Annotated in this window: 20 protein-coding genes and 2 tRNA genes; 7 read left to right on the plus strand and 15 right to left on the minus strand. The window is 66.4% G+C overall.

The genetic code is table 11. From position 1 onward, the window contains the following. Positions 1-54 precede the first annotated feature (54 nt). The 5 genes from G481_RS0102180 to G481_RS22635 form a co-directional block, all read right to left on the minus strand. Positions 55-534, minus strand: a complete 480-nt coding sequence (locus tag G481_RS0102180) for a bactofilin family protein (RefSeq protein ID WP_028028541.1) — start codon at positions 532-534, stop codon at positions 55-57. Next, positions 524-1,864 (minus strand): M23 family metallopeptidase, encoded by a 1,341-nt coding sequence (locus G481_RS0102185; RefSeq protein ID WP_028028542.1) that lies wholly within the window; start codon positions 1,862-1,864, stop codon positions 524-526. The genes G481_RS0102180 and G481_RS0102185 overlap by 11 nt, the downstream gene beginning before the upstream one ends. A 141-nt stretch (positions 1,865-2,005) precedes the next feature. Next, positions 2,006-2,854, minus strand: a complete 849-nt coding sequence (locus G481_RS0102190; RefSeq protein ID WP_051294271.1) for a ferritin-like domain-containing protein — start codon at positions 2,852-2,854, stop codon at positions 2,006-2,008. Between the two features lie 69 nt (positions 2,855-2,923). Continuing rightward, positions 2,924-3,871, minus strand: a complete 948-nt coding sequence (gene ppk2, locus G481_RS0102195) for a polyphosphate kinase 2 (protein WP_051294244.1) — start codon at positions 3,869-3,871, stop codon at positions 2,924-2,926. Between the two features lie 298 nt (positions 3,872-4,169). Continuing rightward, positions 4,170-5,930, minus strand: a complete 1,761-nt coding sequence (locus G481_RS22635) for a bifunctional helix-turn-helix transcriptional regulator/alpha/beta hydrolase (protein WP_051294245.1) — start codon at positions 5,928-5,930, stop codon at positions 4,170-4,172. A 145-nt stretch (positions 5,931-6,075) separates the two neighbouring features. Here G481_RS22635 and G481_RS0102205 point away from each other — a divergent pair, with 145 nt between their 5' ends. After that, positions 6,076-6,735 carry a glutathione S-transferase family protein gene (locus G481_RS0102205; protein ID WP_028028545.1) on the plus strand — a complete coding sequence of 220 codons (660 nt, stop codon included), beginning with the start codon at positions 6,076-6,078 and terminating at the stop codon, positions 6,733-6,735. A 98-nt stretch (positions 6,736-6,833) separates the two neighbouring features. Then, the gene (gene parE, locus G481_RS0102210; protein WP_028028546.1) at positions 6,834-8,786 is read left to right on the plus strand and encodes a DNA topoisomerase IV subunit B; all 1,953 of its coding nucleotides are present in this window, start codon (positions 6,834-6,836) and stop codon (positions 8,784-8,786) included. Positions 8,787-8,958: 172 nt separating this feature from the next. Here the strand turns inward: parE and G481_RS0102215 are convergent, their stop codons facing one another. From G481_RS0102215 to G481_RS0102230, 4 genes are all read right to left on the minus strand, one after another. Further along, complete coding sequence (locus G481_RS0102215; protein WP_035024934.1) at positions 8,959-9,315, minus strand: TfoX/Sxy family DNA transformation protein; 357 nt, start codon at positions 9,313-9,315, stop codon at positions 8,959-8,961. Between the two features lie 54 nt (positions 9,316-9,369). After that, positions 9,370-9,504: a hypothetical protein gene (locus G481_RS26845; RefSeq protein ID WP_281171634.1), complete on the minus strand. Its 135-nt coding sequence runs from the start codon at positions 9,502-9,504 to the stop codon at positions 9,370-9,372. Positions 9,505-9,673: 169 nt separating this feature from the next. Then, positions 9,674-10,495 carry an MBL fold metallo-hydrolase gene (locus G481_RS0102225; protein ID WP_028028548.1) on the minus strand — a complete coding sequence of 274 codons (822 nt, stop codon included), beginning with the start codon at positions 10,493-10,495 and terminating at the stop codon, positions 9,674-9,676. Positions 10,496-10,573: 78 nt separating this feature from the next. Then, a complete protein-coding gene (locus G481_RS0102230) occupies positions 10,574-11,470 on the minus strand; it encodes a LysR family transcriptional regulator (RefSeq protein ID WP_028028549.1) in 897 nt (298 codons plus the stop codon). An 89-nt stretch (positions 11,471-11,559) separates the two neighbouring features. Between G481_RS0102230 and G481_RS0102235 the strand changes: the two genes are divergently transcribed. Next, positions 11,560-11,934 (plus strand): DUF4260 family protein, encoded by a 375-nt coding sequence (locus G481_RS0102235; RefSeq protein WP_028028550.1) that lies wholly within the window; start codon positions 11,560-11,562, stop codon positions 11,932-11,934. Between the two features lie 96 nt (positions 11,935-12,030). Here the strand turns inward: G481_RS0102235 and G481_RS0102240 are convergent, their stop codons facing one another. After that, positions 12,031-14,367 (minus strand): ATP-dependent helicase, encoded by a 2,337-nt coding sequence (locus tag G481_RS0102240; protein ID WP_028028551.1) that lies wholly within the window; start codon positions 14,365-14,367, stop codon positions 12,031-12,033. A 148-nt stretch (positions 14,368-14,515) separates the two neighbouring features. Here G481_RS0102240 and G481_RS0102245 point away from each other — a divergent pair, with 148 nt between their 5' ends. Further along, the gene (locus G481_RS0102245; protein ID WP_028028552.1) at positions 14,516-16,111 is read left to right on the plus strand and encodes a GMC family oxidoreductase; all 1,596 of its coding nucleotides are present in this window, start codon (positions 14,516-14,518) and stop codon (positions 16,109-16,111) included. A 41-nt stretch (positions 16,112-16,152) separates the two neighbouring features. Here the strand turns inward: G481_RS0102245 and G481_RS0102250 are convergent, their stop codons facing one another. Then, complete coding sequence (locus G481_RS0102250) at positions 16,153-16,617, minus strand: disulfide bond formation protein B (protein WP_028028553.1); 465 nt, start codon at positions 16,615-16,617, stop codon at positions 16,153-16,155. A gap of 224 nt (positions 16,618-16,841) precedes the next feature. Here G481_RS0102250 and G481_RS0102255 point away from each other — a divergent pair. Continuing rightward, positions 16,842-16,925: transfer RNA gene (locus tag G481_RS0102255), tRNA-Leu, on the plus strand. A gap of 216 nt (positions 16,926-17,141) precedes the next feature. On the opposite strand, the gene G481_RS0102260 is transcribed toward G481_RS0102255, so the two are convergent. Together G481_RS0102260 and G481_RS22640 are read right to left on the minus strand one after the other, a co-directional pair. Continuing rightward, positions 17,142-17,216, minus strand: a tRNA-Thr gene (locus G481_RS0102260). Between the two features lie 49 nt (positions 17,217-17,265). Continuing rightward, the gene (locus G481_RS22640; protein WP_051294247.1) at positions 17,266-18,945 is read right to left on the minus strand and encodes an ABC transporter permease; all 1,680 of its coding nucleotides are present in this window, start codon (positions 18,943-18,945) and stop codon (positions 17,266-17,268) included. A gap of 86 nt (positions 18,946-19,031) precedes the next feature. Between G481_RS22640 and G481_RS0102270 the strand changes: the two genes are divergently transcribed. Beyond that, entirely contained in the window at positions 19,032-19,916 is an 885-nt protein-coding gene (locus tag G481_RS0102270; protein ID WP_028028554.1) for a hypothetical protein, read from the plus strand. Positions 19,917-19,954: 38 nt separating this feature from the next. Here G481_RS0102270 and G481_RS0102275 read toward each other — a convergent pair whose 3' ends face one another. Continuing rightward, complete coding sequence (locus G481_RS0102275; protein WP_028028555.1) at positions 19,955-21,148, minus strand: FAD-dependent oxidoreductase; 1,194 nt, start codon at positions 21,146-21,148, stop codon at positions 19,955-19,957. 72 nt (positions 21,149-21,220) lie between these two features. After that, on the minus strand, positions 21,221-21,643 hold the full coding sequence (gene dksA / locus G481_RS0102280) for an RNA polymerase-binding protein DksA (protein WP_028028556.1): 423 nt from the start codon (positions 21,641-21,643) through the stop codon (positions 21,221-21,223). A gap of 386 nt (positions 21,644-22,029) precedes the next feature. On the opposite strand from dksA, the gene G481_RS0102285 reads away from it, so the two are divergent. Next, a complete protein-coding gene (locus G481_RS0102285; protein WP_028028557.1) occupies positions 22,030-22,881 on the plus strand; it encodes an AAA family ATPase in 852 nt (283 codons plus the stop codon). The last annotated feature ends 221 nt before the right edge of the window (positions 22,882-23,102 follow it).

Consider the following 23,102-nt stretch of genomic DNA (forward strand, 5'->3'; position numbering starts at 1 on the left):
GCGCCGCAGACCCCCGGGGCCTGCGGCGCTGAAATGCCGTGCTGCGGTGCCGGATCAGCCGGCAGCCAGACCGGGCCGGCCTTCGGACAGCGGATCGTCCTGACGCTGGACCGAGCCTTCGAAATGCGCACCGGATTCGATGGCGATGGTCTTGTGGATGATGTCGCCTTCGACCCGCGCGGTCGAGGTCAGGCGCACCTTCAGCCCGCGCACCCGCCCGATCACCCGGCCATTGATGACGATGTCATCGGCCACGATCTCGCCGCGGATGGTGGCGCTTTCGCCGACGGTCAGCAGATGGGCGCGGATATCGCCTTCGACGACACCTTCGACCTGAATGTCGCCGGTGGTCTTGAGATTGCCGACCACGGTCAGGTCCGACGACAGCACCGATGCTGCCGGCTTGCCGCGCGAGACGGGGGCGGCAAAGTCAGAACCGGATTTCATACCGGGAGCAGCCGCAGCCTCGGGCACTTTCTTCTCCGGCTCGGGGGCCTTGGGACCGGGTTCGTTGATCCTGGATTTAGAAAACATTGCTCGCTGCCTTGATATAGATCATCGGATTCACGGGTTTGCCGCCAACCCGCACCTCATAGTGCAAGTGGGTGCCGGTCGAACGTCCTGTACTGCCCATATCACCGATCCGGTCCCCGCGCGAGACCCGTTGTCCTTCCTTCACGCGGATTTCGGACATATGGGCGTAAAGCGTCTCGATTCCAAAGTCGTGCCGGACGATCACGGCCTTGCCATAGCCCGAATGCCAGCCGGCCTTGATGACCACACCGTCGCCGGTCGTATAGATCGGCGTGCCGCGCCCGGCGGCGAAATCGGTGCCCGCGTGCATCCGGGTGCCCGCGCCCTTGGGATCGCGGCGATAGCCAAAGCCCGAGGTGAAGCGGAAGCCGCTTTTCACCGGCACGGCAAAGGGCAGGCGCGCGGCGGCCAGACGATACAGCGCCATGCGATCCAGCCCGTTCAGCACGGTATTGGCACGCAGCTCGTCCGCGCTCGGATCAATGCCCTTGGTCGAAATCCGCATCGGCCCCAGCGGGCCGCCCTGGCCGGAATAGCCGCGGCGCACCTGACGCAGCACCTCGTCGGGTTTCAGCCCCGCCGCGCGGAACATGCGGTCCAGCGGCTCCATCGACACGGTCACCGCATCTTCCAGCTTGCGGAAGATCTCGTCGTTGCGCTTTTCGATCTTGCGTTTGGCCTCGGCGACGGCGCGGGCCTCGGCGCGGGCGGCGGCGGCGCTTTCGGCCATTGTGTCGCGCTCGACGGCGGTGGCGCCCAGCGTCGCGGCCAGCAGATCGACCGTGGCCTCGGTCTCGCGGGCGCGGGCGGCCTCGAGGCTGCCTTCGCCGCCCTTGGCGATCAGCTCGCCCTTGAGCTCGGCCACTTCGCCGCGCGCCTGGTCGCGTTCACGGATGGTGCGGCGCAGGGTCAGCTGCACCACATCAAGGCCCGTCTCGACCTCTTTGCGACGATCTTCCGAGGCCAGCAGCAGCGATTGCATCTGCGAGACCTTGGCCAGCGCCTGGTTGAACCGTTCCTGCGCCCGCACCGCCTCGGCCGCACGCTCGTCGCGTTCGCGCGACAGGGCGTCCAGCCGGCGTTCGAATTCCACGACGGACCGCTGCGCCTGTTCGCGCGCATTCCCTGCGCTAAGGTAGTCGATCATCAGAATGGCGGTGGCCAGGATCGTCCAGGCGACAAGCGCGCCGCCCACCACCGTCGCAATCGCCTGGGTCAGGGGCCGCAGGCGGATGAAGCGCGTTTCGGTATCGGACTTCAGAAACAGCCTTTGCTCGGGAAACCGTCGTTCAAGTGCATGATTTACCCGCTGCAAAACGCGTTGCGCCATCGGCCCGTCGTCCCCGTTCCAGATGGCCCGGACGCAAGGTCCGGGCAATAAGGCCGCAGCAGCCATGGCGCGACCAGTCCCCACGCGGATCCTTAGCCGCGCAAGGAACGGCGGCGCAACCTTTCAAGCTTGAAACCGGCGTCAATCCGCCGACTTGCGCGAATTCTTGCCGAATTCGGGGGCGCCTTCCTCGGCCAGAGGCCAGTAGAAATCGGGGGGCAGGCCGGCCTCGGCGCGCTTTTCCTCGTTGAACGGGGGCTTGAGCGCGCCATGGAAATAGCGCCGCACCAGATCGTGGAAGGCATCCTTGGGGTCCATCTCGTGGCGTCCGCACAGGAAATGGAACCACTTGGACCCATAGGCGACATGGCCGACTTCCTCGGCATAGATGGTTTCCAGCGCGGCGATGGCGCCCGTGTCGCCGGCAGCGCGGAAGATGTCGATCATCTGCGGCGTCACATCCAGGCCCCGCGCCTCCAGCACCATCGGCACGACGGCAAGGCGCCCCATGAAGTCGGTGGCGGTATCTTCTGCCGCGCGCCACATGCCGGCATGGGCGGGAAGCGCGCCATACTGGCTGCCATGCGCTTCAAGGCAGTCGCACAGCAGGTTGAAATGCTTGCATTCCTCGTCGGCCGCCTTGACCCAGTCGTCATAAAAGCCCAGCGGCATGGGCACATGGGCAAAGCGGGCGATGATGTCCCAGTGCAGATCGACGGCGTTCAGTTCGATATGCGCAACCGCATGCAGCAGCGCCAGCCGCCCCGCCAGCGATCCGGGCCGGCGGCGCGGCATGTCACGGGGCGACAAGAGTTCGGGCCGCGCGGGCCGGGCAGGGCGGTCGGGCGGGCTGGCGCGGCCGATGTCCAGCGGCGCCCCCGCCGCGCGCGAGGCGAACCACGCCGCCGCATGGCGCCGCCCCAGCGCGGTCTTTTCCCGCCCGTCGGCCGTGGTCAGAACCTCGACCGCCATTTCCGCCAGTGTCGCCATGTCCACCCCCGCCAGTTGCCCGCCCGCCATAGCAATGCCTTGCGCGCGGTGCAAACGGCGCGGCGGGGATCACAGGGTCCGTGCGTGCGGGCCGGTCACATCCAGCACATTGGCTGCGCGCCCGACGATCAGCGGATCGGGCGGCTGCACCACCGACAGGTCCTTGTCGGGATAGTCGATGGTCGACAGGAAATGCCGCATGCAGTTCAGCCGTGCGCGCTTCTTGTCGTTCGACTTTACGATCACCCAGGGCGCATCGGCGGTGTCGGTGTAGAAGAACATCGCCTCTTTCGCCTCGGTGTAATCTTGCCACTTGTCGAGGCTGGCCTTGTCGATGGGCGAGAGTTTCCACCGTTTCAGCGGATCGGTCTCGCGCGCGGCAAAGCGGGCATGCTGTTCGGCCTGGGTGACCGAGAACCAGTATTTGTAAAGCCGGATCCCCGAGCGCACCAGCATCCGCTCCAGCTCGGGGGCCTGGCGCATGAATTCCAGATATTCGGCCGGCGAGCAGAAACCCATCACCCGTTCGACCCCGGCGCGGTTATACCAGCTGCGGTCAAAGAACACGATCTCGCCTGCCGTCGGCAGATGTTCGACATAGCGCTGGAAATACCATTCCCCCCGCTCTTTGTCCGAGGGCTTGGTCAGCGCGACGACACGGGCATAGCGCGGGTTCAGATGTTCCATGAACCGCTTGATCGTGCCGCCCTTGCCAGCCGCATCGCGCCCTTCCATCAGCACGACGAATTTCTGCCCGGTGTCCTGCGCCCAGATCTGCACCTTGAGCAATTCTGCCTGCAACCGGGCCTTTTCCGCCTCGTAGGGCACACGGCCCATGCGGCGCGCATAGGGGTAATGGCCGGATTCAAAGCTGGCGCGGATCTGCTCGGGCGTGCTGATCGGGGGCAGGTGATGCACGACCCTTGGGCTATGGTCGGCGACAGGCGTGGCTTCGGGCGCCTCGGCAGCGGCGGGGGCGGCAGGGATCGGGTCAGGCCGGGAAAGGTCTTCGGGCATGGATCGCAGCGACTCCTTGGAAAATGACAATGCTTTAGTATCGCATGATCCGTGGTGGCCTGCCTTGATCCGGGTCAACGCGGCGCGGGCAAGGCGATCTTGCCGGTCGCGCTGCCAGAGCCCTGAAATGACATAGGCGGCGACACCCAGGATGCCGCCGCCTTGTCGGGGACTAGGACTTTATCGAAATGGTCTCGATCAATGCGCTCACCCTAGCGCGCCGCCGCCATCCGGCGCATACCCCGTTCAGGGTATATCGGTCGATTTTGCAGGCTGACGCGTTTTTTCCGATGCGGGGTCAGCTGTTCAGGCCCATCAGCCGTTCGGCTTCGTCAAGCACCAGGGACCAGCGGGAAAAGAACAGCAGCTGTCCGGTATTTGGCACGAATGTCACGTCCAGATGCGGGAAGTCGGCCATCAGTTCGCGGATCGTCAGCACCGGCGATTGCGGATCCTGATCGGCCTGCAACAGCCGCACCGGCACCCGAGCGGCGGCGACGATGGCTGACCAGTCCTTTTCCGACCCCAGGCATTCCTGCGCAAAGGCGGCCGCGCCGTGGCCGTCCGGCAAAAGCAGTGTCTGCGCCGCACCGGCCACCACGGCCGAGCGGATCGCCGGATCGTCAAAGGCCGCCATATCGGCCGCCGAACCACCATTGACCTTGCGAAAGAAATCCTCGGGGCCAAGCTTGCGCGCCAGCGAGAAGCCGGCCTTGACGATGAAGGGCAGCACCCGCGGGGCATAGCGGGCATTGGCCAGAACAAAGCGCTGCCATTTGTCCATCCGCTCATACTGGGCCGGGGTGCGCAGCGGCAGTTGCGCGGCGCAGCCCAGAACGGCGCGGACCAGATCGGGGCGTTGCAGCGACAGGTTAAGTGCGAATCGCAGATCGGCCCCTTGGGCGATCACCACCGCGCCCCTGACCCCCAGATGGTCCAGAACGGCGGCATAATCGTCGCTGACCCCGTCCAGATGGGCGCGGCCGGCTGGCAAGGGCGACGAGCCACCATAGCCCGCCCGGATCGGCACGATGACACGCAGGCCGCGATGCAGGGCCGCGCGTTCGGCCGCGACCGGCCAGCGGATCAGGCCGAAATCGAGATGCATGAACACCAGCGGACGCCCGCCCGGATCGCCGAATTCGATCCATTCCAGCCGCCTGCCATGTGATTGGGTGGCTGCAGGCTCGATCCACTCCATCCCCGCTGCGGGGCCCGCATGAGTGCCCCTGGCACCCGGCACCAGCGCCACCTCCATCAGGCCCAGAACGACGCGCACCAGTTCCTGCTGGCTGTGCGTTTCGGTCTTGGCAAGGATGGACCGCAACTGCGTGCGCACGGTTTCAGTCGATCGGCCCCGCGCCTCGGCAATGTCCTTGATCGGCTGGACCAGCGTGATGCCGCGCACGATCTCGACCTCGGCGGCGGTCAGGCCAAAGGCCTCTTGCACGGTATGTTCAAAGCCCTCGGGCCAGACCAGTTCGGTCGACATGACCAGCGCAAGCTGCGTGCGCCCCATCATCTCCAGCGCGCTGACCCGCATGATGACGACGCTGCCGGTGCTTGTCGATCGCATCCGCAGTGTCACGACCCGCTCGTCCTGGCCATGGGCGACCTTGCGGATCACCCCGCGCAGCATGTCCACGTCTTCGGGATCGAAGGGCAGGGCGCTTAGCGGCGCGCCGTTCGCGATGCCAAAGACCAGCCGGGCCGCGCGGTTGCAGGCCGCGACCGTCGGGCCCCCATCGGCCAGAAAGGCCGCCGATCGGGGGATGCGGTCCAGCACCTCCTGTTGCCCGCTGTTCGCCGTATCTGGCTGATAGCGGTCAAGAAACACCCCGGCGCGGTCGATATGCGGGGCGATCTCGGGATCTTCGGGCAAGGCCGCACACCCAGCCCCATGGGCGCGCAAGGGCGCGGCATGGCCTTCCCAGACGTCCAGCAACTCCTCCAGCCGGATCGGGTCCATGGCGACATCATAGAGCCTGTCCACGATGGCGGCCTTGCCATCCCGTTCGGGGACGGAACCGGGGGCAGGTTGGTGATCGGCAACCGTCATGGGGTGCGGGCAGTCCTCGGGTCTGGCGAATCGCACGGGGCCTTTGTGCACAGGGTGGCCGCCGGCCTGCCCATGCGGCAAGCCACTTTTCGCCGCCAACGCGGCGCACTAGGCTGGGCGCGCACGCATGCAGGAGGAAACAGCGATGCTGACGATCTATGGCGCCATGCGATCCCGCGCCACCCGGCCGATCTGGCTGCTTTACGAAACCAACACGCCGTTTCAGCATGTCCCGGTGATCCAGTCCTACCGCCTGCCCGATGCGGCGGCGCCGGATGCGCCGTTCAACACCGCCTCGCCCGACTTTCTCAAGGTGAACCCCCAGGGCCTGGTTCCGGCCATGCTGGATGGCGATCTGCTGCTGACCGAATCGCTGGCGATCACCTACTACCTTGCCCGCAAGTTCGGCGGCGATCTGGCCCCGCGCGATCTGGCCGAGGAAGGCCAGGCGGTGCAATGGGCCTTGCTGGGCGCGACCTCGGTGGAAACGCCCGGTCTGGACATTGCGCAGGTGCATGGCAAGGGTCAGGCCGGCACGCCCGAGGGGCAGGCGATCATCGCCGAACGCACCCGCGCCCTGGCACGTCCCTTTGCCCGGATCGAGGCGCATCTTCAGGGCCGCGACTGGCTGATGGGCGATCGCTTCACGGTGGCTGACATCGTGCTGTCGGAATGTGTGCGCTATGCGATGGCGCAGCCCGGCATCTATGATGCCTGGCCCGCGCTTGCCGCCTGGCTGGCCCGCTGCCACGCCCGCCCCGCCTGGGTGCGGATGTGGGCCGAGCGGAACGCCGAGCCGGTATAACCGGCCAAAGGGCAGGGCGCAGGGTCCCCATAACTTGCGTCCTGCCCCGCTGGGTGGTCTATTGCTGCGATCAAACCGACAGTCAGAATCGAGCAGCCATGTCCGACCTTCTCAGCCAGCAACCGGAAACCTATGACGCCTCGTCCATCGAGGTGCTCGAGGGGCTGGAAGCTGTCCGCAAGCGCCCCGGCATGTATATCGGCGGCACGGACGAACGCGCGCTGCACCATATGGTCGCCGAAATCCTCGACAACGCCATGGACGAGGCGGTGGCCGGTCACGCGACCCGCATCGAGGTCGAGCTGCACGCGGATTATTCGGTCACTGTGCGCGACAATGGCCGCGGCATTCCGGTCGATCCGCACCCGAAATTCCCGGACAAATCGGCGCTCGAGGTCATTCTGTGCACCCTGCATGCGGGGGGCAAGTTTTCCAACAAGGCCTATTCCACCTCGGGCGGTCTGAACGGCGTGGGGTCGTCGGTGGTGAACGCGCTGTCGGATCATCTGCGCGTCGAGGTCGCCCGCAACCGCGAGCTGTTCGCCCAGGAATTCAGCCGCGGCAAGCCCAAGGGACCGGTGGGCAAGGTGGGGGCGGCGCCCAACCGGCGCGGCACCTCGGTGACCTTCCATGCCGACCCCGAGATCTTTGGCAGCCAGCGGATGAAACCCGCGCGGCTTTACAAGATGACCCGATCCAAGGCCTATCTGTTCTCGGGGGTGGAAATCCGCTGGTCGTCGGACATCGACGATGGCGAAACCCCGCGCGAGGCGGTGTTCCATTACCCGGGCGGGCTGGCGCAATACCTGGGCGACACGCTGAACGGCACGATGACCTATGCCGACAAGCCCTTTGCCGGCAAGGTCAGCTTCGAGGAAAAATACGGCGTTCCCGGCAGCGTGGAATGGGCGATCAACTGGACGCCCATGCGCGACGGGTTCATCCAGTCCTATACCAACACCGTGCCCACCCCCGAAGGCGGCACACATGAATCGGGCTTCTGGGCCGCGATCTACAAGGGCATTCGCGCCTATGGTGAGCTATCCAAGAACCGCAAGGCCGATCTGATCACCCGTGACGATCTGATGGCCGGCGGCTGCGCGCTGCTGTCGATCTTCATCCGCGAGCCGTCTTTCGTCGGCCAGACCAAGGACCGGCTGTCGACCGAGGAAGCCGCGAAATGGGTCGAAGGCGCGGTGCGCGACCATTTCGACACCTGGCTGGGCACCGATCCGAAATCGGCGGGCGCGATCATGGACTTTCTGGTCCTGCGCGCCGAGGAACGCCTGCGCCGCAAGCAGGAAAAGGAAACCGCCCGCAAGAGCGCGACCAAAAAGCTGCGTCTGCCCGGCAAGCTGGTCGATTGTTCGGCCACCAACCGCGAAGGGACCGAGCTGTTCATCGTCGAGGGCGATTCGGCAGGTGGCAGCGCCAAGATGGCGCGGGACCGGCAGACCCAGGGGCTATTGCCGCTGCGGGGCAAGATCCTCAACGTGCTGGGCGCGGCTGGCGGCAAGATGGGCGCCAACCAGGAAATCAACGATCTGTGCCAGGCGCTTGGCGTGCAGATGGGCAGCAAATTCAACGTCGAGGATCTGCGCTACGACAAGGTCATCATCATGACCGATGCCGATGTGGACGGCGCGCATATCGCCAGCCTGCTGATGACGTTCTTCTTTACCCAGATGCGGCCGCTGATCGACAAGGGGCACCTGTATCTGGCCTGTCCGCCGCTTTACCGCCTGACCCAGGGCGCGCGGCGGATCTATGTGGCGGATGATGCCGAGAAAGAGGAATGGCTTTCCCGCGGCCTTGGCGGCAAGGGCAAGATCGACGTGCAACGATTCAAGGGCCTTGGCGAGATGGACGCCAAGGATCTGAAGGACACCACGATGAACCCGGCAACCCGCAAGCTGATCCGGGTGTCGATCGACGATGAGATCCCGGGCGAAACCGGCGATCTGGTGGAACGCCTGATGGGGAAAAAGCCCGAGCTGCGGTTCCAGTATATTCAGGAAAACGCGCGCTTCGTCGAGGATGTGGACGTCTGAGGGCACACGGCGCCCCGGGGGCAAGGCGCATGTGCCTGCATGATGAACGGATGCTCGCAGGGTCACGCCTGCGGGTTCGGCGCGGATCAGGTCGCCAGATTTGAAGGGGGCGCCCAAGGGCGGATACGCTGCCAAAGGCGGCTGCGCTGGAACTGTCGGACCGGCCCCCGCCTTACCCCCGCTTTGGGACCACGCCCAGCATGTCCAGCGCGGTTTCAAGATCGGGGTGCAGCAGATCGGTGCGGTTCAGCCGCGCGGCCTTGGCCTCGGCCACGATCTGGTCGAAGCGGGCGCGCAGGGCGGTCTTTTCGGCGCCCTTGCAATCGTTCCATGGGCGGCCCTGCAGGGCCATCACCAGAACGTAATACCAGATGAAATGCGGCTTCTCGCCGTGGTCCAGCTGCTTGCGATAGGCGGCATCGGCGCCAAGCGCGCGCAGGGTTTCTGCGTCAGGGATCCCGGCGCGCTGCATCGAGGCTGCGGTCGCAGGTCCGATGCTGTTGATGCTGGTCAAGGGTGTTCCGGTCATGGTGGCGCGCAGAATGCCGCGCGCCGCGCGGGGCGGCAAGGCCCTGACCGATGATCAGATCGAGGCCCAGTCGGTGAACCGGGTGGTCTGGCCGCCTTGCTGTTGCGACGGTTTCGAAGCGGTGCCCTGCTGCTGCTGTTGCTGCGGCGCCGTCTGCTGGCTGCCCTGCTGGGGCTTGTTGGGGGTCATCTGAACGGGTCCTGCGGATGCCTGGTTGCGATACATCCCCGCGCCCGCCCGACTCGGACAGGGCACAGGGTGGCGGTCATCTATGATTGGCACAAATTTTGCGCAAGTCACCTGATGGTGAGCCGCGCGAAACCCGACACTGCGTTTCCCAAAAGGCACGAATGGCAGCCTAGGGGCCACGCAGCAACCGGGGTTGCAGCACGATGATGGTCGGGCGGCGCGGCAGATCGTGCAGGCCCAGCTCGATGCTGTTCTGGTCCAGTTCGACCACATCGAAGCTGTCCTTCATGCCATCAAGGAAAATCCCCAGCGAGTCGCCGGAAAACCAGTGCATCGGCAACACCACCGATGATCGAAGGCGCGAGATCACCTTCATCATGGTCTCGACATTCATCGTGTAGCCGCCATCGACCGGCACCATCACCACATCCAGCCGACCCAGTGCCGCATATTGCGCAGCATCGGGTTCGTGATGCAGGTGTCCCAGATGGCCGATGCACAGGCCGGCTGCCTCGAAGACAAAGATCGAATTGCCATTCTTGCGCACCCCGCCATCCCAGCGCCCGCGCGCATCGGTGTGCACGTTGCGCACCCGCATCTCGCCAAGATCAAGGTCGTGTTCGGTCGGGAAATCCTCGGTGCCCCAGCCTTCGAGGACATGGGGAATGCGCGGATCGGGGGCGGGGGTCCAATGCGTGGTGTGCGAGTTGTTCATCGTGACCACGGTGGGCACATGATCGGTGCGGCCCAGAACCCCGGTATAGTCGGTGACGGCCGTGGTTCCATTGGGCGTTTCGATCAGGAACATCGCATGATGCAGAAAGCTGATGCGCACGCGGTCCTGCCCGAGCGGATCGCCAAAGGCGGCGCGGTGGATCACCTCCAGCCCCGGCGCCTCGGCAAGGCTGATGCAATGGCTGGGAATGCGCTCTTGCGCGATGGCGGGCGCGGCAAGCAGCAGGGCGGCGGCAGGGGCGGCAAGGCGGATCATGGGGCCTCGGGGCGCGGCTGGCGGAACAGGGGAAGGATAGCGCAGAATTCCCCCCTGTCAGCCGCTCGCCTGTCCGGGTCACGCGATGGTGACGGCGCCTGCGTAAAATCGCGGCAGAACCCTGGCCAGATGGTCGGCCACCCGGCGCACCGGCGCCAGCGCGCGCAGCCCATCGGGCAGCACCAGCCAGGCCTCGAGCGGCCAGGCAAAGCGATCTGGCAGAACGGGGACCAGCGCGGGGTCAAGGGCGGCGATGGCCTGTTGCAGAACGCCAATGCCAAGGCCCGCGCGGACCGCGGCAATCTGCGCCGCTTCGGAATCGCTGCGCAGCCGCAGGGCGCTGCGGCCAAGCTGCAGGGCGTCCAGCCCTGCCAGCGCGGCGGTGTTGCGGTCGGGGCCGATCAGGACATGGGCAGCCAGGTCGGCCGGGTCGGTGGGCGTGCCGTGACGGCCCAGATAGCCGGAATGGGCAAAAAGGCCCAGCCGCACATCGGCCAGCTTGCGGGCGATCAGGCTGGACTGGCCAGGGCGTGTCATGCGGATCGCCAGATCGGCAGCGTGGCGGCCAAGGTCGGCCGGGTCGTTCGACAGGTCAAGTTCGATCGCCAACCCCGGATGCTGGTCCAGCAACGGGGCCAGCAGGCGCGGAAGCACCTCGGCGCCGACCACATGGCTGGCCGCGATGCGCACGGTGCCGCGGAACTCGCCGCTGGAGGCGGCGCGGCGTTCAAGGCTGGCGGCGGCATGGGCCATTGTCTGCGCTTCGGGCATCAGCGCTTGCGCGGCAGGCGTGGGCATCATGCCGTGCGGGGCACGCAGGAACAGCGGCTGGCCGAGGGCGGTTTCCAGCGCCTCGATATGTCGGCCGAGGGTAGGTTGGGTCAGGCCAAGGCGGCGCGCGGCGGCCGACAGGCTGCCGGTTTCGGCCACCGCAAGAAAGCTGCGCCAGAGCGTCCAGTCGACGGGTTTTTCCATACGTTACTGCATAGCAAGCATACGCTTTCATGCAATTTCTTTTTGGTTGGTCTTGCGCCAGATCTGCGTCATTCGCAATGGAGGTAGACATGACCATCACGCTGGACCGTCCGATGATTGCCATTCTGCGGCTGGAAGGCGCTGCGGCGCTGGCGGCCGGGCTTGCCGGCTTCGCCCTTGTGGGAGGGCACTGGCAGACCTTTGCGCTGCTGGTGCTGGCGCCCGATCTGGCGATGCTGGCCTATCTGCTTGGCCCTGTTGCCGGGGCGCGGGCCTATAACCTGGCGCATAGCCATGTGGGTCCCGCGCTGCTGGCCGCAATGGGGCTATGGCTGGCGCCGGGGCTGCTGCCTGTCGCCTGCATCTGGCTGGCGCATATCGGGTTTGACCGGGCCATGGGCTATGGGTTGAAATCCGAGCGCACGTTCGGGATCACGCATCTGGGCCGGATCGGCAAGGGGTGAGGTCGGGGGGCGGCTGCCCCCCGATCCCCCCGCCCCAAGGGGGCGACTTGCCCCCTTGGGAAACCCCCGGGGTATTTGAGAAAAGGCAAAGGACGGTCAAAACGGCACGTCATCGGCCTGATCGGCAGCCACCACATACGAGGCCATGACATGTTTGACCCCGGCCTTGTCAAAGGCCACTGTCAGCTTGTCGCCTTCGGCGCCGGTCACGGTGCCATAGCCGAATTTCTGGTGGAACACGCGTGCGCCGCCCTCATGGGCGGGGATGGCCTCGGCGTCGATGACCATGGCGCGCGCCGCAGTCTGGCTGGACATGCCGCGCTGGGGCTGGCGGTTCTGCATGCGCTGCCAGCCAGGCGAGTTGTAGACATCAGCCCGCGCCGCACGCGATTCCACCCCGGCAAAGCCTGGCGCCGCAGCGCCATAGCCGCCGCCATAAAGACCCGGCGGGGTCAGAACCTCGACATGGTCGGGGGGCAGCTCGTCGATGAAGCGGCTGGGCAGCTGGGATTGCCACTGGCCATAGACCCGGCGGTTGGCGGCAAAGGAGATGGTGCACAGATCCTCGGCACGGGTGATGCCGACATAGGCAAGGCGGCGTTCTTCCTCGAGCCCCTTGAGCCCGCTTTCGTCCATGCTGCGCTGGCTGGGGAACAGCCCGTCTTCCCAGCCCGGCAGAAAGACGACCGGAAATTCCAGCCCCTTGGCGGCATGCAGGGTCATGATGGTGACCTTTTCCGCCGCCTCTTCGGTTTCATTGTCCATGATCAGCGCGACATGTTCCAGAAAGCCCTGAAGCGTGTCGAACTGTTCCAGCGCCTTGAGCAGTTCCTTGAGGTTTTCCAGCCGCCCCGGCGCCTCGGGCGATTTGTCGGCCTGCCACATGGCGGTATAGCCCGATTCCTCGAGGATCGTTTCGGCCAGCCGGATGTGGTCATAGCCGGGCTTTGACGCCTCGACATGCCAGCGGGCGATGCCATCCAGAAAGCCGCGCAGCGCCCCCGCGCCGCGCCCACCGATGCCGCCTTGCGCCAGCAGCGCCGCCGCCCCGTCGATCAGGCTGCCACCGACCGATCGGGCCGCGCGCTGGATGTCGCCTTGCGCCTTGTCGCCCAGGCCGCGCTTGGGCAGGTTGACGATGCGTTCAAAGGCCAGGTCATCTTCAAGGCTGACGACCAGCCGGAAATAGGCCATGGCATCGCGGATTTCCTGCCGTTCGTAGAACCGAGGTCCGCCGATGACGCGATAGGGCAGGCCGATGGTCAGGAACCGATCCTCGAAGGCGCGCATCTGGTGGGCGGCGCGGACCAGAATCGCCATGCCGTTCGGCGAGACGGGCCCAAGACGCCGACCGCCGCGGGTCAGGGATTCGATTTCCTCGCCGATCCAGCGGGCCTCTTCCTCGCCGTCCCAATGGCCGATCAGGCGCACCTTTTCGCCCTGTTCCAGATCGGTCCACAGGGTCTTGCCCAGTCGCCCCTCGTTCGCCGCGATGATGCCCGAGGCGGCCGCCAGGATATGCGGGGTGGATCGGTAGTTCTGTTCCAGCCGCACGACGACAGCGCCGGGAAAATCCTTTTCGAACCGCAGGATGTTGCCCACCTCGGCCCCGCGCCAGCCATAGATCGACTGATCGTCATCGCCCACGCAGCAGATGTTGCGATGGGTCTGGGCCAGCAGGCGCAGCCACAGATACTGGGCGACGTTGGTGTCCTGATATTCGTCCACCAGAATATAGCGGAACCAGCGCTGATACTGCGCCAGCACATCCGGGTGACGCTGGAAGATCGTCACGCAATGCAGCAGCAGATCGCCAAAATCCACCGCGTTCAGCGTGCGCAGGCGGTCCTGATAGGCGGCATACAGTTCCGTCCCGCGATTGTTGAAATGGGCCGCTTCCGAGGTCGGCACCTGTTCCGGCGTCCAGGCGCGGTTCTTCCAATGGTCGATCAGGCCGGCCAGCTGGCGCGCAGGCCAGCGTTTTTCATCCAGATTGGCCGCCGAGATCACCTGTTTCATCAGGCGGATCTGGTCGTCGGTATCCAGGATGGTGAAGTTCGATTTCAGCCCCACCAGTTCGGCATGGCGGCGCAGCAGTTTGACCCCGATGGAATGGAAGGTGCCCAGCCAGGGCAGACCCTCGACCGCCTCGCCCAACAGGCGGGCCACGCGGTCCTTCATCTCGCGGGCGGCCTTGTTCGTGAAGGTCACGGCCAGAATTTCGTTCGGCCGCGCCTTGCCGGTCCACAGCAGATGCGCGATGCGGGTGGTCAGCGCCTTGGTCTTGCCGGTGCCGGCGCCGGCCAGCATCAGGACCGGGCCATCCAGCGCCTCGACCGCCTGCCGCTGGGCTGGGTTCAGCCCGTCAAGATAGGGCGGGGCAGGGCGCGCTGCCATGGCGCGCTGGCTGAGGGGCAAGGAGCGGTCGGGCATGTCGGCATCCGGGATCATGGCCGCAGTATAGCGCCTTTGGCGGCAGGGAAAAGCACTGTTCTTGAAATGTTCGGCACCTGCCATATCAACTGGCCTTTTCGCCCCCCGCCTGTCCCGGTATCGTCCGGCCAGGTGCGGAGGAGACGGCATGAGCGAGTACGACTATATCGTGATCGGGGCAGGCAGCGCGGGCTGCGTGATGGCCAACCGGCTGTCGGCCGACCCGCGCAACCGGGTGCTGCTGCTCGAGGCCGGGGGGCGCGACAATTACCACTGGATCCATATTCCCGTGGGGTATCTGTATTGCATCGGCAATCCGCGCACCGACTGGGGCTTTCATACCGAACCGGAACCCGGGCTGAACGGGCGGGCGCTGATGTATCCGCGCGGGCGGGTGCTGGGGGGCTGCTCTTCGATCAACGGCATGATCTACATGCGCGGTCAGGCGGCGGATTACGACCAGTGGCGCCAGATGGGCTGCACCGGCTGGGGCTGGGATGACGTGCTGCCGCTGTTCCGCGCGCAGGAGGATTTCTATCGCGGCGCCAGCGAGGCCCATGGCACGGGCGGCGAATGGCGGGTGGAAACGGCGCGGGTGCGCTGGCAGGTGCTGGATGCGTTTCTGGACGCGGCCGAACAGGCCGGCATTGCGCGCACCGCTGATTTCAATTCGGGCGACAACGAGGGTGGCGGCTATTTCGATGTCAACCAGCGGTCAGGGATTCGCTGGAACACCTCCAAGGCCTTTCTGCGCCCTGCCGCGAACCGCCCGAACCTGCGCGTTCTGACGGGGGCCCAGGCCGAGCGGCTGATCGTCGAAGGCGGCGAGGTGAAGGGCGTGATCTTCCACCAGAATGGCCAGCGGATCGAGGCGCGGGCCGCCCGAGAAACCGTGCTGTCGGCCGGCGCCATCGGCTCGCCGCATCTGCTGGAGCTGTCGGGGATCGGGCAGGGCGCGGCCTTGCAGGCGGCAGGCATCACGCCGCTGGTCGAGGTGCCGGGGGTCGGCGCCAACCTTCAGGACCATCTGCAACTGCGGCTGGTCTACAAGGTGACGGGGGTGCCCACGCTGAACGAAAAGGCCTCCAGCCTGTGGGGCAAGGCGGCGATCGGGCTGGAATACCTGCTGAAACGGTCCGGCCCCATGGCCATGGCGCCCAGCCAGGTGGGCATCTTCACGAAATCCGGGCCGGACAAGGCGACGGCCGATCTGGAATTCCATGTCCAGCCGGTCTCGCTCGACAAGTTCGGTGACCCGGTGCATCCCTTCCCGGCGATGACCGCCAGCGTGTGCAACCTGCGGCCGGAAAGCCGCGGATCGGTCCATGCGAAATCGCCTGACTTCCGCGCGCATCCGGCGATCCGGCCGAACTATCTGGCGACCGAGGGGGACCGCGAGGTCGCCGTGCGCGCCATCCGCATCGCGCGGCATATTGCGGCGCAGCCGGCCTTTGCCCGGTTCGATCCGCAGGAATTCAAGCCCGGTCCGGCCTTTGAATCGCGCGACGATCTGGTCAAGGCGGCGGGAGATATCGGCACGACGATCTTTCACCCGGTCGGCACCTGCCGGATGGGCGCCGATGAGGCCTCGGTCGTCGATCCGCGCTTGCGGTTCCGGGCACTGGGGCGGCTGCGGATTGCCGATGCCTCGGTCATGCCGACGATCACCAGCGGCAACACCAATTCCCCGACGATCATGATCGCGGAAAAGGCCGCCCGGATGATGCTGGAGGATGCCCGCTAGGGCCTGTCGGGGGCAGACCGCTGGCGTTTGCCCCCGATGGATCAGCCGCGCTTGCGGGCAGCGGCCAGCCACAGACCGGCCAGGCCAAGGCTGGCAATCACGTTCCAGCCTGCCATCGAAATGCCCAGCAGGCTCCAGGTGATCTGATCGCAGCGGACGGGTTCGGGGGCGGCGGCGGTCGGGTCCAGCAAGGTTGCGGTGGACATGCCGGTGATCCCGCGCCCCGAGCAGCTTTCAAGGCCTGCCCACCAGCCCTGTTCGACCCCGACATGAAACACGCCGATCCCGGCCGTCGTCAGCACGGCCAGCGCGCCAAGGACCGGGACAATCCGGCCCGGCACACGCATCCCGATCAGGCCCAGGATCACCGCCACCAGATGCGGCCAGCGCTGCCACAGGCACAGCACGCACGGAAACAGCCCGCCGATATACTGAAACCCCAGCGCCCCCAGCAGCAACACGGCAGATCCGCCAGCGGCGGCAAGGATAAGGCTGTTGCGCGACACCGGCTGTTCCTCAAGCTGACTGGTCGGCGGCACAATGGCGGCGGCCGGCCCGAACATCAAGCCCGCCCGGGTCCGGCCGGCTTCACGGATCGGTGCACCCCCGGCGCCGGGGGTGATTGACGAAGTCGCAGGGCAAGGGTAGACGATGCCTTGGACGCGAAGCGGGGCTTCGTGCCTGCGGTGCCTGCTCGGGATTGCCCGTCTGCCATGGGGTGCCGGACAGTGCGGGCGTGGCGGAATGGTAGACGCGGCAGACTCAAACTCTGCTTCCGCAAGGAGTGTCGGTTCGAGTCCGACCGTCCGTACCACACCTCTGGCCCTACGGGCCGCAGGAGCAGGGTTTTCGCAGACGATCCATGATCCGATGGCAGCGCCTGGCGCTGGCAGGACAGGTTGGTCGGGAAATTGCCGGCCCCTGGCCAGATCCGGCGCCTCCTTGGATTGGCCATGAGGGGCATGCAGTGCCAACGGACCCAGAAAAGGTGCCCCTTACTGCGACGCGATCATCATTTTTGGGCGAAATCTGGTGCCGGCAGAGGGATTTGAACCCCCGACCCCCTGCTTACAAGGCAGACGCTCTACCACTGAGCTATGCCGGCACGGGTCCGGTGATACCCATGACGCTGCGCCAAGGCAAGGCGGCAATGCTTAGTGCGGCCCACCCTCGGCCCGGGTGCTTCTTGCCAGCAGCGCCACGGCGATCAGGCTGACGCCCATCACCAGCAGGGCGGCAGGTGCCGCCTCGGCCAGCGCCTCGACGCTGGCGCGTTCGTGGACGCGCGTTGCCAGCGTGTCATAGTTGAACGGGCGCAAGAGCAGCGTTGCGGGCAATTCCTTGACGCAATCGACAAACACCACCAGCAGCGCCACCCCGACCGAGCCGCGCATCAGCGGCAGATGGATCGCCCGCAGCACCCCGCCACTTGTGCGGCCCAGCGAGCGGGCCGCCAGCGGCAGCGACGGGGCAATGCGGTCCATCGCGCTGTCGGCCGCCCCTTGGGCAATGGCGAAAAAGCGCACCACATAGGCCAGCACGATCAGCGCGGCCGATCCGGTCAGGATCAGGCCCGGATCATGGCCGGTCAGCCACAGCAGCGCATCGGCTACCCGATGATCCAGCGCGGCCATGGGAATCAGCAGGCCCACCGCCAGCACCGCGCCAGGCGCCGCATAGCCGATCCCGGTCAGCGGCAGCAGCAGTTGCGGCAGGCGGCGCCGGGACAGCCGCGTGCCATAGACCACAACCAGCGCCGCGCTGACGCACAGGACGGCTGCCAGCCCCCCTGTTGCCAGCGTATGCCACAAGGCGCGCGCAAGGCCGGCGGTCAGCCAGTAATCCGGCTTGGTCAGCGCATGATAGAGGATCACCGAGACCGGCAGCACGAAACCGGCCGCAAAGGGCAGGGCGCACAGCAGCGCGGCCAGCCAGCCCCGCCAGCCCCTCAGCCGGCGCGGCTGGATCGGCCGCGATTGCCGCGCCGCACGGTGAAAGCGCAGGTTGCGCCGACCCGCCCGCTCGATGCCCATCAAGGCCAGGATCACCGCCAGGCTGACCAGCGACAGCTGCGCCGCGCCCCCCGCGTTGCCGGCCGTCAGCCAGACGGAAAAGATGCCGGTCGTCAGCGTCTGGACACCGAAATAGCTGACCGCCCCGAAATCGTTCACGGTTTCCATGCAGGCCAGCGCCACGCCGGCGGCAATGGCGGGGCGCGCCAGCGGCAGGCCGATGCGCAGGAACATCCCCCAGGGGCCAGCGCCAAGCGCCCGCGCGACCTCGTAGGCGTTGCCGGACTGTTCGCGAAACGCCGCGCGCGCCAGCAGGTAGACATAGGGGTAATAGGCCGAGGACAGCACCAGCACCGCCGCCCCGCGCGAGCGCACGGGCGGGAACCAGTAATCGCGCGGCGTCACCCAGCCCATCCAGCCGCGCAACATGGTCTGCACGGGGCCAGCGAATTCGAACAGATCGACCAGCGCATAGGCCCCGATATAGGCCGGCACCGCCAGCGGCAGCAAAAGCGCGATGTCCAGCACGCGCGCGCCGGGGAAGCGATACATCGTCACCAGCCAGGCCGCCCCCGTGCCCACGGCGGCCGTCAGCACCCCGACCCCCGCCATCAGAAGGCCCGTATTGGTCAGATACCGGGGCAGGGTGGTCGACATCATGTGCGGCCAGATATTGTCCACCGGGTTGAACGCCAGCCAGATCACCGCCACCACAGGCAGCAGGACCAGCGCGGCGATCAGCACGGCGGCGGCCGACCACGGGTCGGGACGAAAGGAACGGCGCACAGGTTCTGCGGGGGATCGGTCGGTCATGGGCGACATATAAAGCGGTTTCTCTGCCGGGAAAACTGCCTATACTGCGGCCGGTCAAGGGGCCGCAGAGCCCCCGCAGGAAAGGTTCGGGCAGTATGCAGATTGTCTATCATCTCGGCGCGCATTGCACCGACGAAGGGGGATTGCTTCGCGTCCTGCTGCGCAACCGCGCGCTGCTGCTGGATCAGGGCATCGCCGTGCCGGAACCCGACCGCTACCCGGCCCTGCTGCGTGCAGCGGCCGCCGTCTTTGCCGGACGGCCGATGGACGGGGCGGCGTCAGAGACGCTGCTGGACGGGCTGCTGCCTGCCCAGGCCGAAGATGCGGCGCAGCGGCTGGTGCTGTCGTTCGAAGGCTTCCTCGCCTTTCCGCGCGATGCCGTGACGCAGAGCCAGCTTTACCCGGCCGCCGGCACCCGCACGCGTGGCCTTGCCGCCATGTTCCAAGGGGGCGCGGTCGAATTTCATATCGCGATCCGCAATCCGGCCACCTTCATTCCCGCCCTGTCCGCCCGCCGCAAGGCCAAGGGCCAGGAGCCGGTGCCGGACGGGTTCGATGCCGGCGCGCTGCGCTGGTCGGAACTGGTGGGGCGCATCCGCGCGGCCGTTCCGGGGGCGGGGCTGACGGTCTGGTGCGATGAAGATACGCCGCTGATCTGGCATTCGGTGCTGCGCGCGGTCGCGGGCCATGACGAATCGATAGAACTGGCCAATGCCCTTGATCTGCCGGCCAGCCTGATGTCGGTGCCCGGACAGCGCCGCATGGCCGCCTGGTTCGCCGAAACCCAGCCCGTCTCGGACGAGGACCGCCGCGCCGGCATTGCCGATTTCCTCGACCGTTTCGCGCTGCCCGAAAAGCTGGAGGTCGATGTGGACATGCCCGGCTGGACGGATGACACCATCGACAGCCTGACCGCCAGCTATGATGAGGATTGCGCCCGCATCGCGGCGATGGAGGGCGTGCGCTTCATCGCGCCGTGAGCCGCCGGGCACCGGATTGCCCGCGATGCGGCGGCGCGTCAGCCGCCCGCGGTGACATTCACCCCGTGGATCCAGTCATAGCGCTTCAACAGCTGGCCCGGCGCCAGCGCCGAGACCGTGCGCAACCCCAGATGCGCCACTTCGCGCAGCGGGCTGCGCAGGTGATAGTTGCGCGCATTGGCATTCGCAGCGGCCACGATGCGCGCTGTGCGGCCCGCACGGGCGCACTGAAAGGCGGCCAGTGCCGCGGGCAGGCTGTCATGCGTGGCCAGCGCCTGCGCCAGCACCCAGGCATCTTCCAGCGCCATGTTGGCGCCCTGCGCCAGAAAGGGCAGGGTGGGATGGGCCGCATCCCCCAGCATGGCAACCCCCAGCGACGGGGCCGCCGGCGCGGTCCAGCCCCAGCGCCTGGCGATCGGGTGACGGAACAACCCCCAAAGCCAGCAATCGTCCACCAGCTCCAGCCAGTCCCGCACGCGCGGTCCGAAACTGTCGAAGGCCAGCCGAAGTTCCATCGCATCATCGCGCAGCGACCAGCTTTCCTCGACCCAGGCCGTGCGCTCTTCGATGGCGACGATATTGCGCAGCGTGCCGCCCCGCAGCGGATAGCTGACCAGATGCCGGCCCGGGCCCATATGCACCTCGGCCACCGGGCGCGCCTCGGGTTCGGCGGGGATCACCGCGCGCCAGGCAACCTGCTTGGTGAAGAACGGCGAGGCCGCGCCATTGAGCGCCGTGCGCACCACCGAATGCAGCCCATCGGCGCCGATCAGCAGACCAGGGCGCAGCTCTGCCCCTTGGGTGGTGTGCAGAACGGGGCCCTCGTCTGTCAGATCGACCCGTGCGGCGCGCTGCAACAGGCGCAATTCAACCCCGACCTCGCGGGCAGCCTCCAGCAGCATCGCCACCAGATCAGCGCGATGCACGAAATTCCAGGACTGACCAGGCCGCAGCCGCGCCAGATCCAGCTGCGCAACCAGCGACTCGCTGGGGCCATCGCGCAGCTCGACCGCCTGCGAGGCCACGCCGGCCGCGCGCAGCGCATGGCCCAGCCCCAGCGCCTCCAGCACGGCCGCCCCGTTCGGCGTGACCTGAAGCCCGGCGCCAATCTCGCGCACGGCTTCGGCCTGCTCCAGCACCGTGACCCGCGCCCCGCGCAAGGCCAGGGCCCGCGCGACGGCAAGCCCGGCAATTCCCGCGCCAAGAACCGTGATATCCTGCCCGATCAGCATGTCAGCCCCTTGAAACAAACGCGCCGGGGATAGACCCCGGCGCATCCAGACCCTTGTGGTCGGTCGTCAGGATCAGTCGTCGCGGTGAACGCGCTCGCGCCGCTCGTGCCGCTCTTGCGCTTCCAGCGTCATGGTGGCGATCGGGCGGGCATCCAGCCGTTTCAGGCTGATCGGCTCGCCCGTCATTTCGCAATAGCCATATTCGCCATTCTCGATGCGGCGGATCGCCGAGTCGATCTTGGCAATCAGCTTGCGCTGCCGGTCGCGGGTGCGCAATTCCAGCGCGCGGTCGGTTTCCTCGCTGGCGCGGTCGGCCAGATCGGGCACGTTGCGGGCGCTTTCCCCAAGGTTGTCAAGCGTCTCGGCGCTTTGCTCCAGAAGCTCGGCCTTCCAGATCAGCAATTTGCGCCGAAAGTATTCGAGCTGCCGATCATTCATGAAGGGCTCGTCCTCGGCGGGACGATAATCGTCAGGCAGAAAGGTCTCGGCTTTCATAACAGTTCCCCGTTGAGGGCCTGGCCGGTCGAGGTCGTCGGATACGGTCATGCGGCCCCTCCTTCTGGGCGGGCAATTAACGGAAAGGTCGGGGGTTGTCACTAGGCCATCGTCGTTCGGCAGGCTTTTGCATATGCAGAACGAACCAAACTGGCCGCAACGCTGGGGATTTTCCCGCAACCTGAAACAATCCCTGCAAGACAAGCAATTCTCTGGCAGAAGTTTCCCCATGGCCCCCGCAGGCCCCAAGGCGCGCGCCCCGCCCGTCCCGATGCCGCCGCGCGGCGCAGATTCGCACCCGGCACGGCGCAAGGCGGCGCGGGGTGCTTGCCAAAACAGCCCCGCACCGCTACCCCGATACCGCCAGCCTGCGACAGGAGAGCCGAATGACGCTTCGTTTCCAGGGAACCGACAGCTATGTCGCGACCGACGATCTGACCGTGGCCGTGAACGCCGCCGTCACGCTGCAACGCCCCTTGCTGGTCAAGGGCGAACCCGGCACCGGCAAGACGGAACTGGCACGCCAGGTTGCGGCCTCGCTGGGCCTGCCGATGCTGGAATGGCACGTCAAGTCGACGACCCGCGCCCAGCAGGGGCTTTACGAATACGATGCCGTCAGCCGCCTGCGCGACAGCCAGCTGGGCGATGAACGCGTCAAGGATGTCAAGAACTACATCCGCAAGGGCAAGCTGTGGCAGGCCTTCGAGGCCGAGGGCCGCGTCGTGCTGCTGATCGACGAGATCGACAAGGCCGACATCGAATTCCCGAACGATCTGCTGCAAGAACTCGACCGGATGGAATTCTACGTCTACGAGACCGGCGAGACGATCCGCGCGAAACAGCGCCCGATCGTCATCATCACCTCGAACAACGAAAAGGAACTGCCCGACGCATTCCTGCGGCGCTGTTTCTTCCACTATATCCGCTTCCCGGAAATGGACACGATGCGCCAGATTGTTGCGGTGCATTTCCCCGGCATCAAGGAGGCGCTGCTGACCACCGCGCTGACCCAGTTCTACGAGTTGCGCGAACAGCCGGGGCTGAAGAAGAAACCCTCGACCTCGGAGGTGCTGGACTGGCTGAAACTGCTGTTGGCCGAAGACCTGTCGCCCGAGGATCTCAAGCGCGAAGGCACGAGCCTTCTGCCCAAACTGCATGGCGCGCTGCTCAAGAACGAACAGGACGTTCACCTGTTCGAACGCCTCGCCTTCATGGCACGCCGCCAGCAAGGGCGCTGAACGGCTGCGGGGCACGCCGCCGCCCCTCCTGTTTCGACTTGATCCAAATATCCTCGGGGGTGAGGACCGGAACGGACCAGAGGGGGCAGACGGCCCCCTCTTTTTCTCCGCCCTGACTTGGGCGCAGCGGTGGGCAACAAGGGGGCCTTCTGCCCCCTCGGACCGGCAAGCCGGTCCTCACCCCCGAGGATATTTCAGGACAGATGAAGAAGCAGGGCGTG

The organism is Gemmobacter nectariphilus DSM 15620 (genome assembly GCF_000429765.1).
Lineage (GTDB): Bacteria > Pseudomonadota > Alphaproteobacteria > Rhodobacterales > Rhodobacteraceae > Wagnerdoeblera > Wagnerdoeblera nectariphila.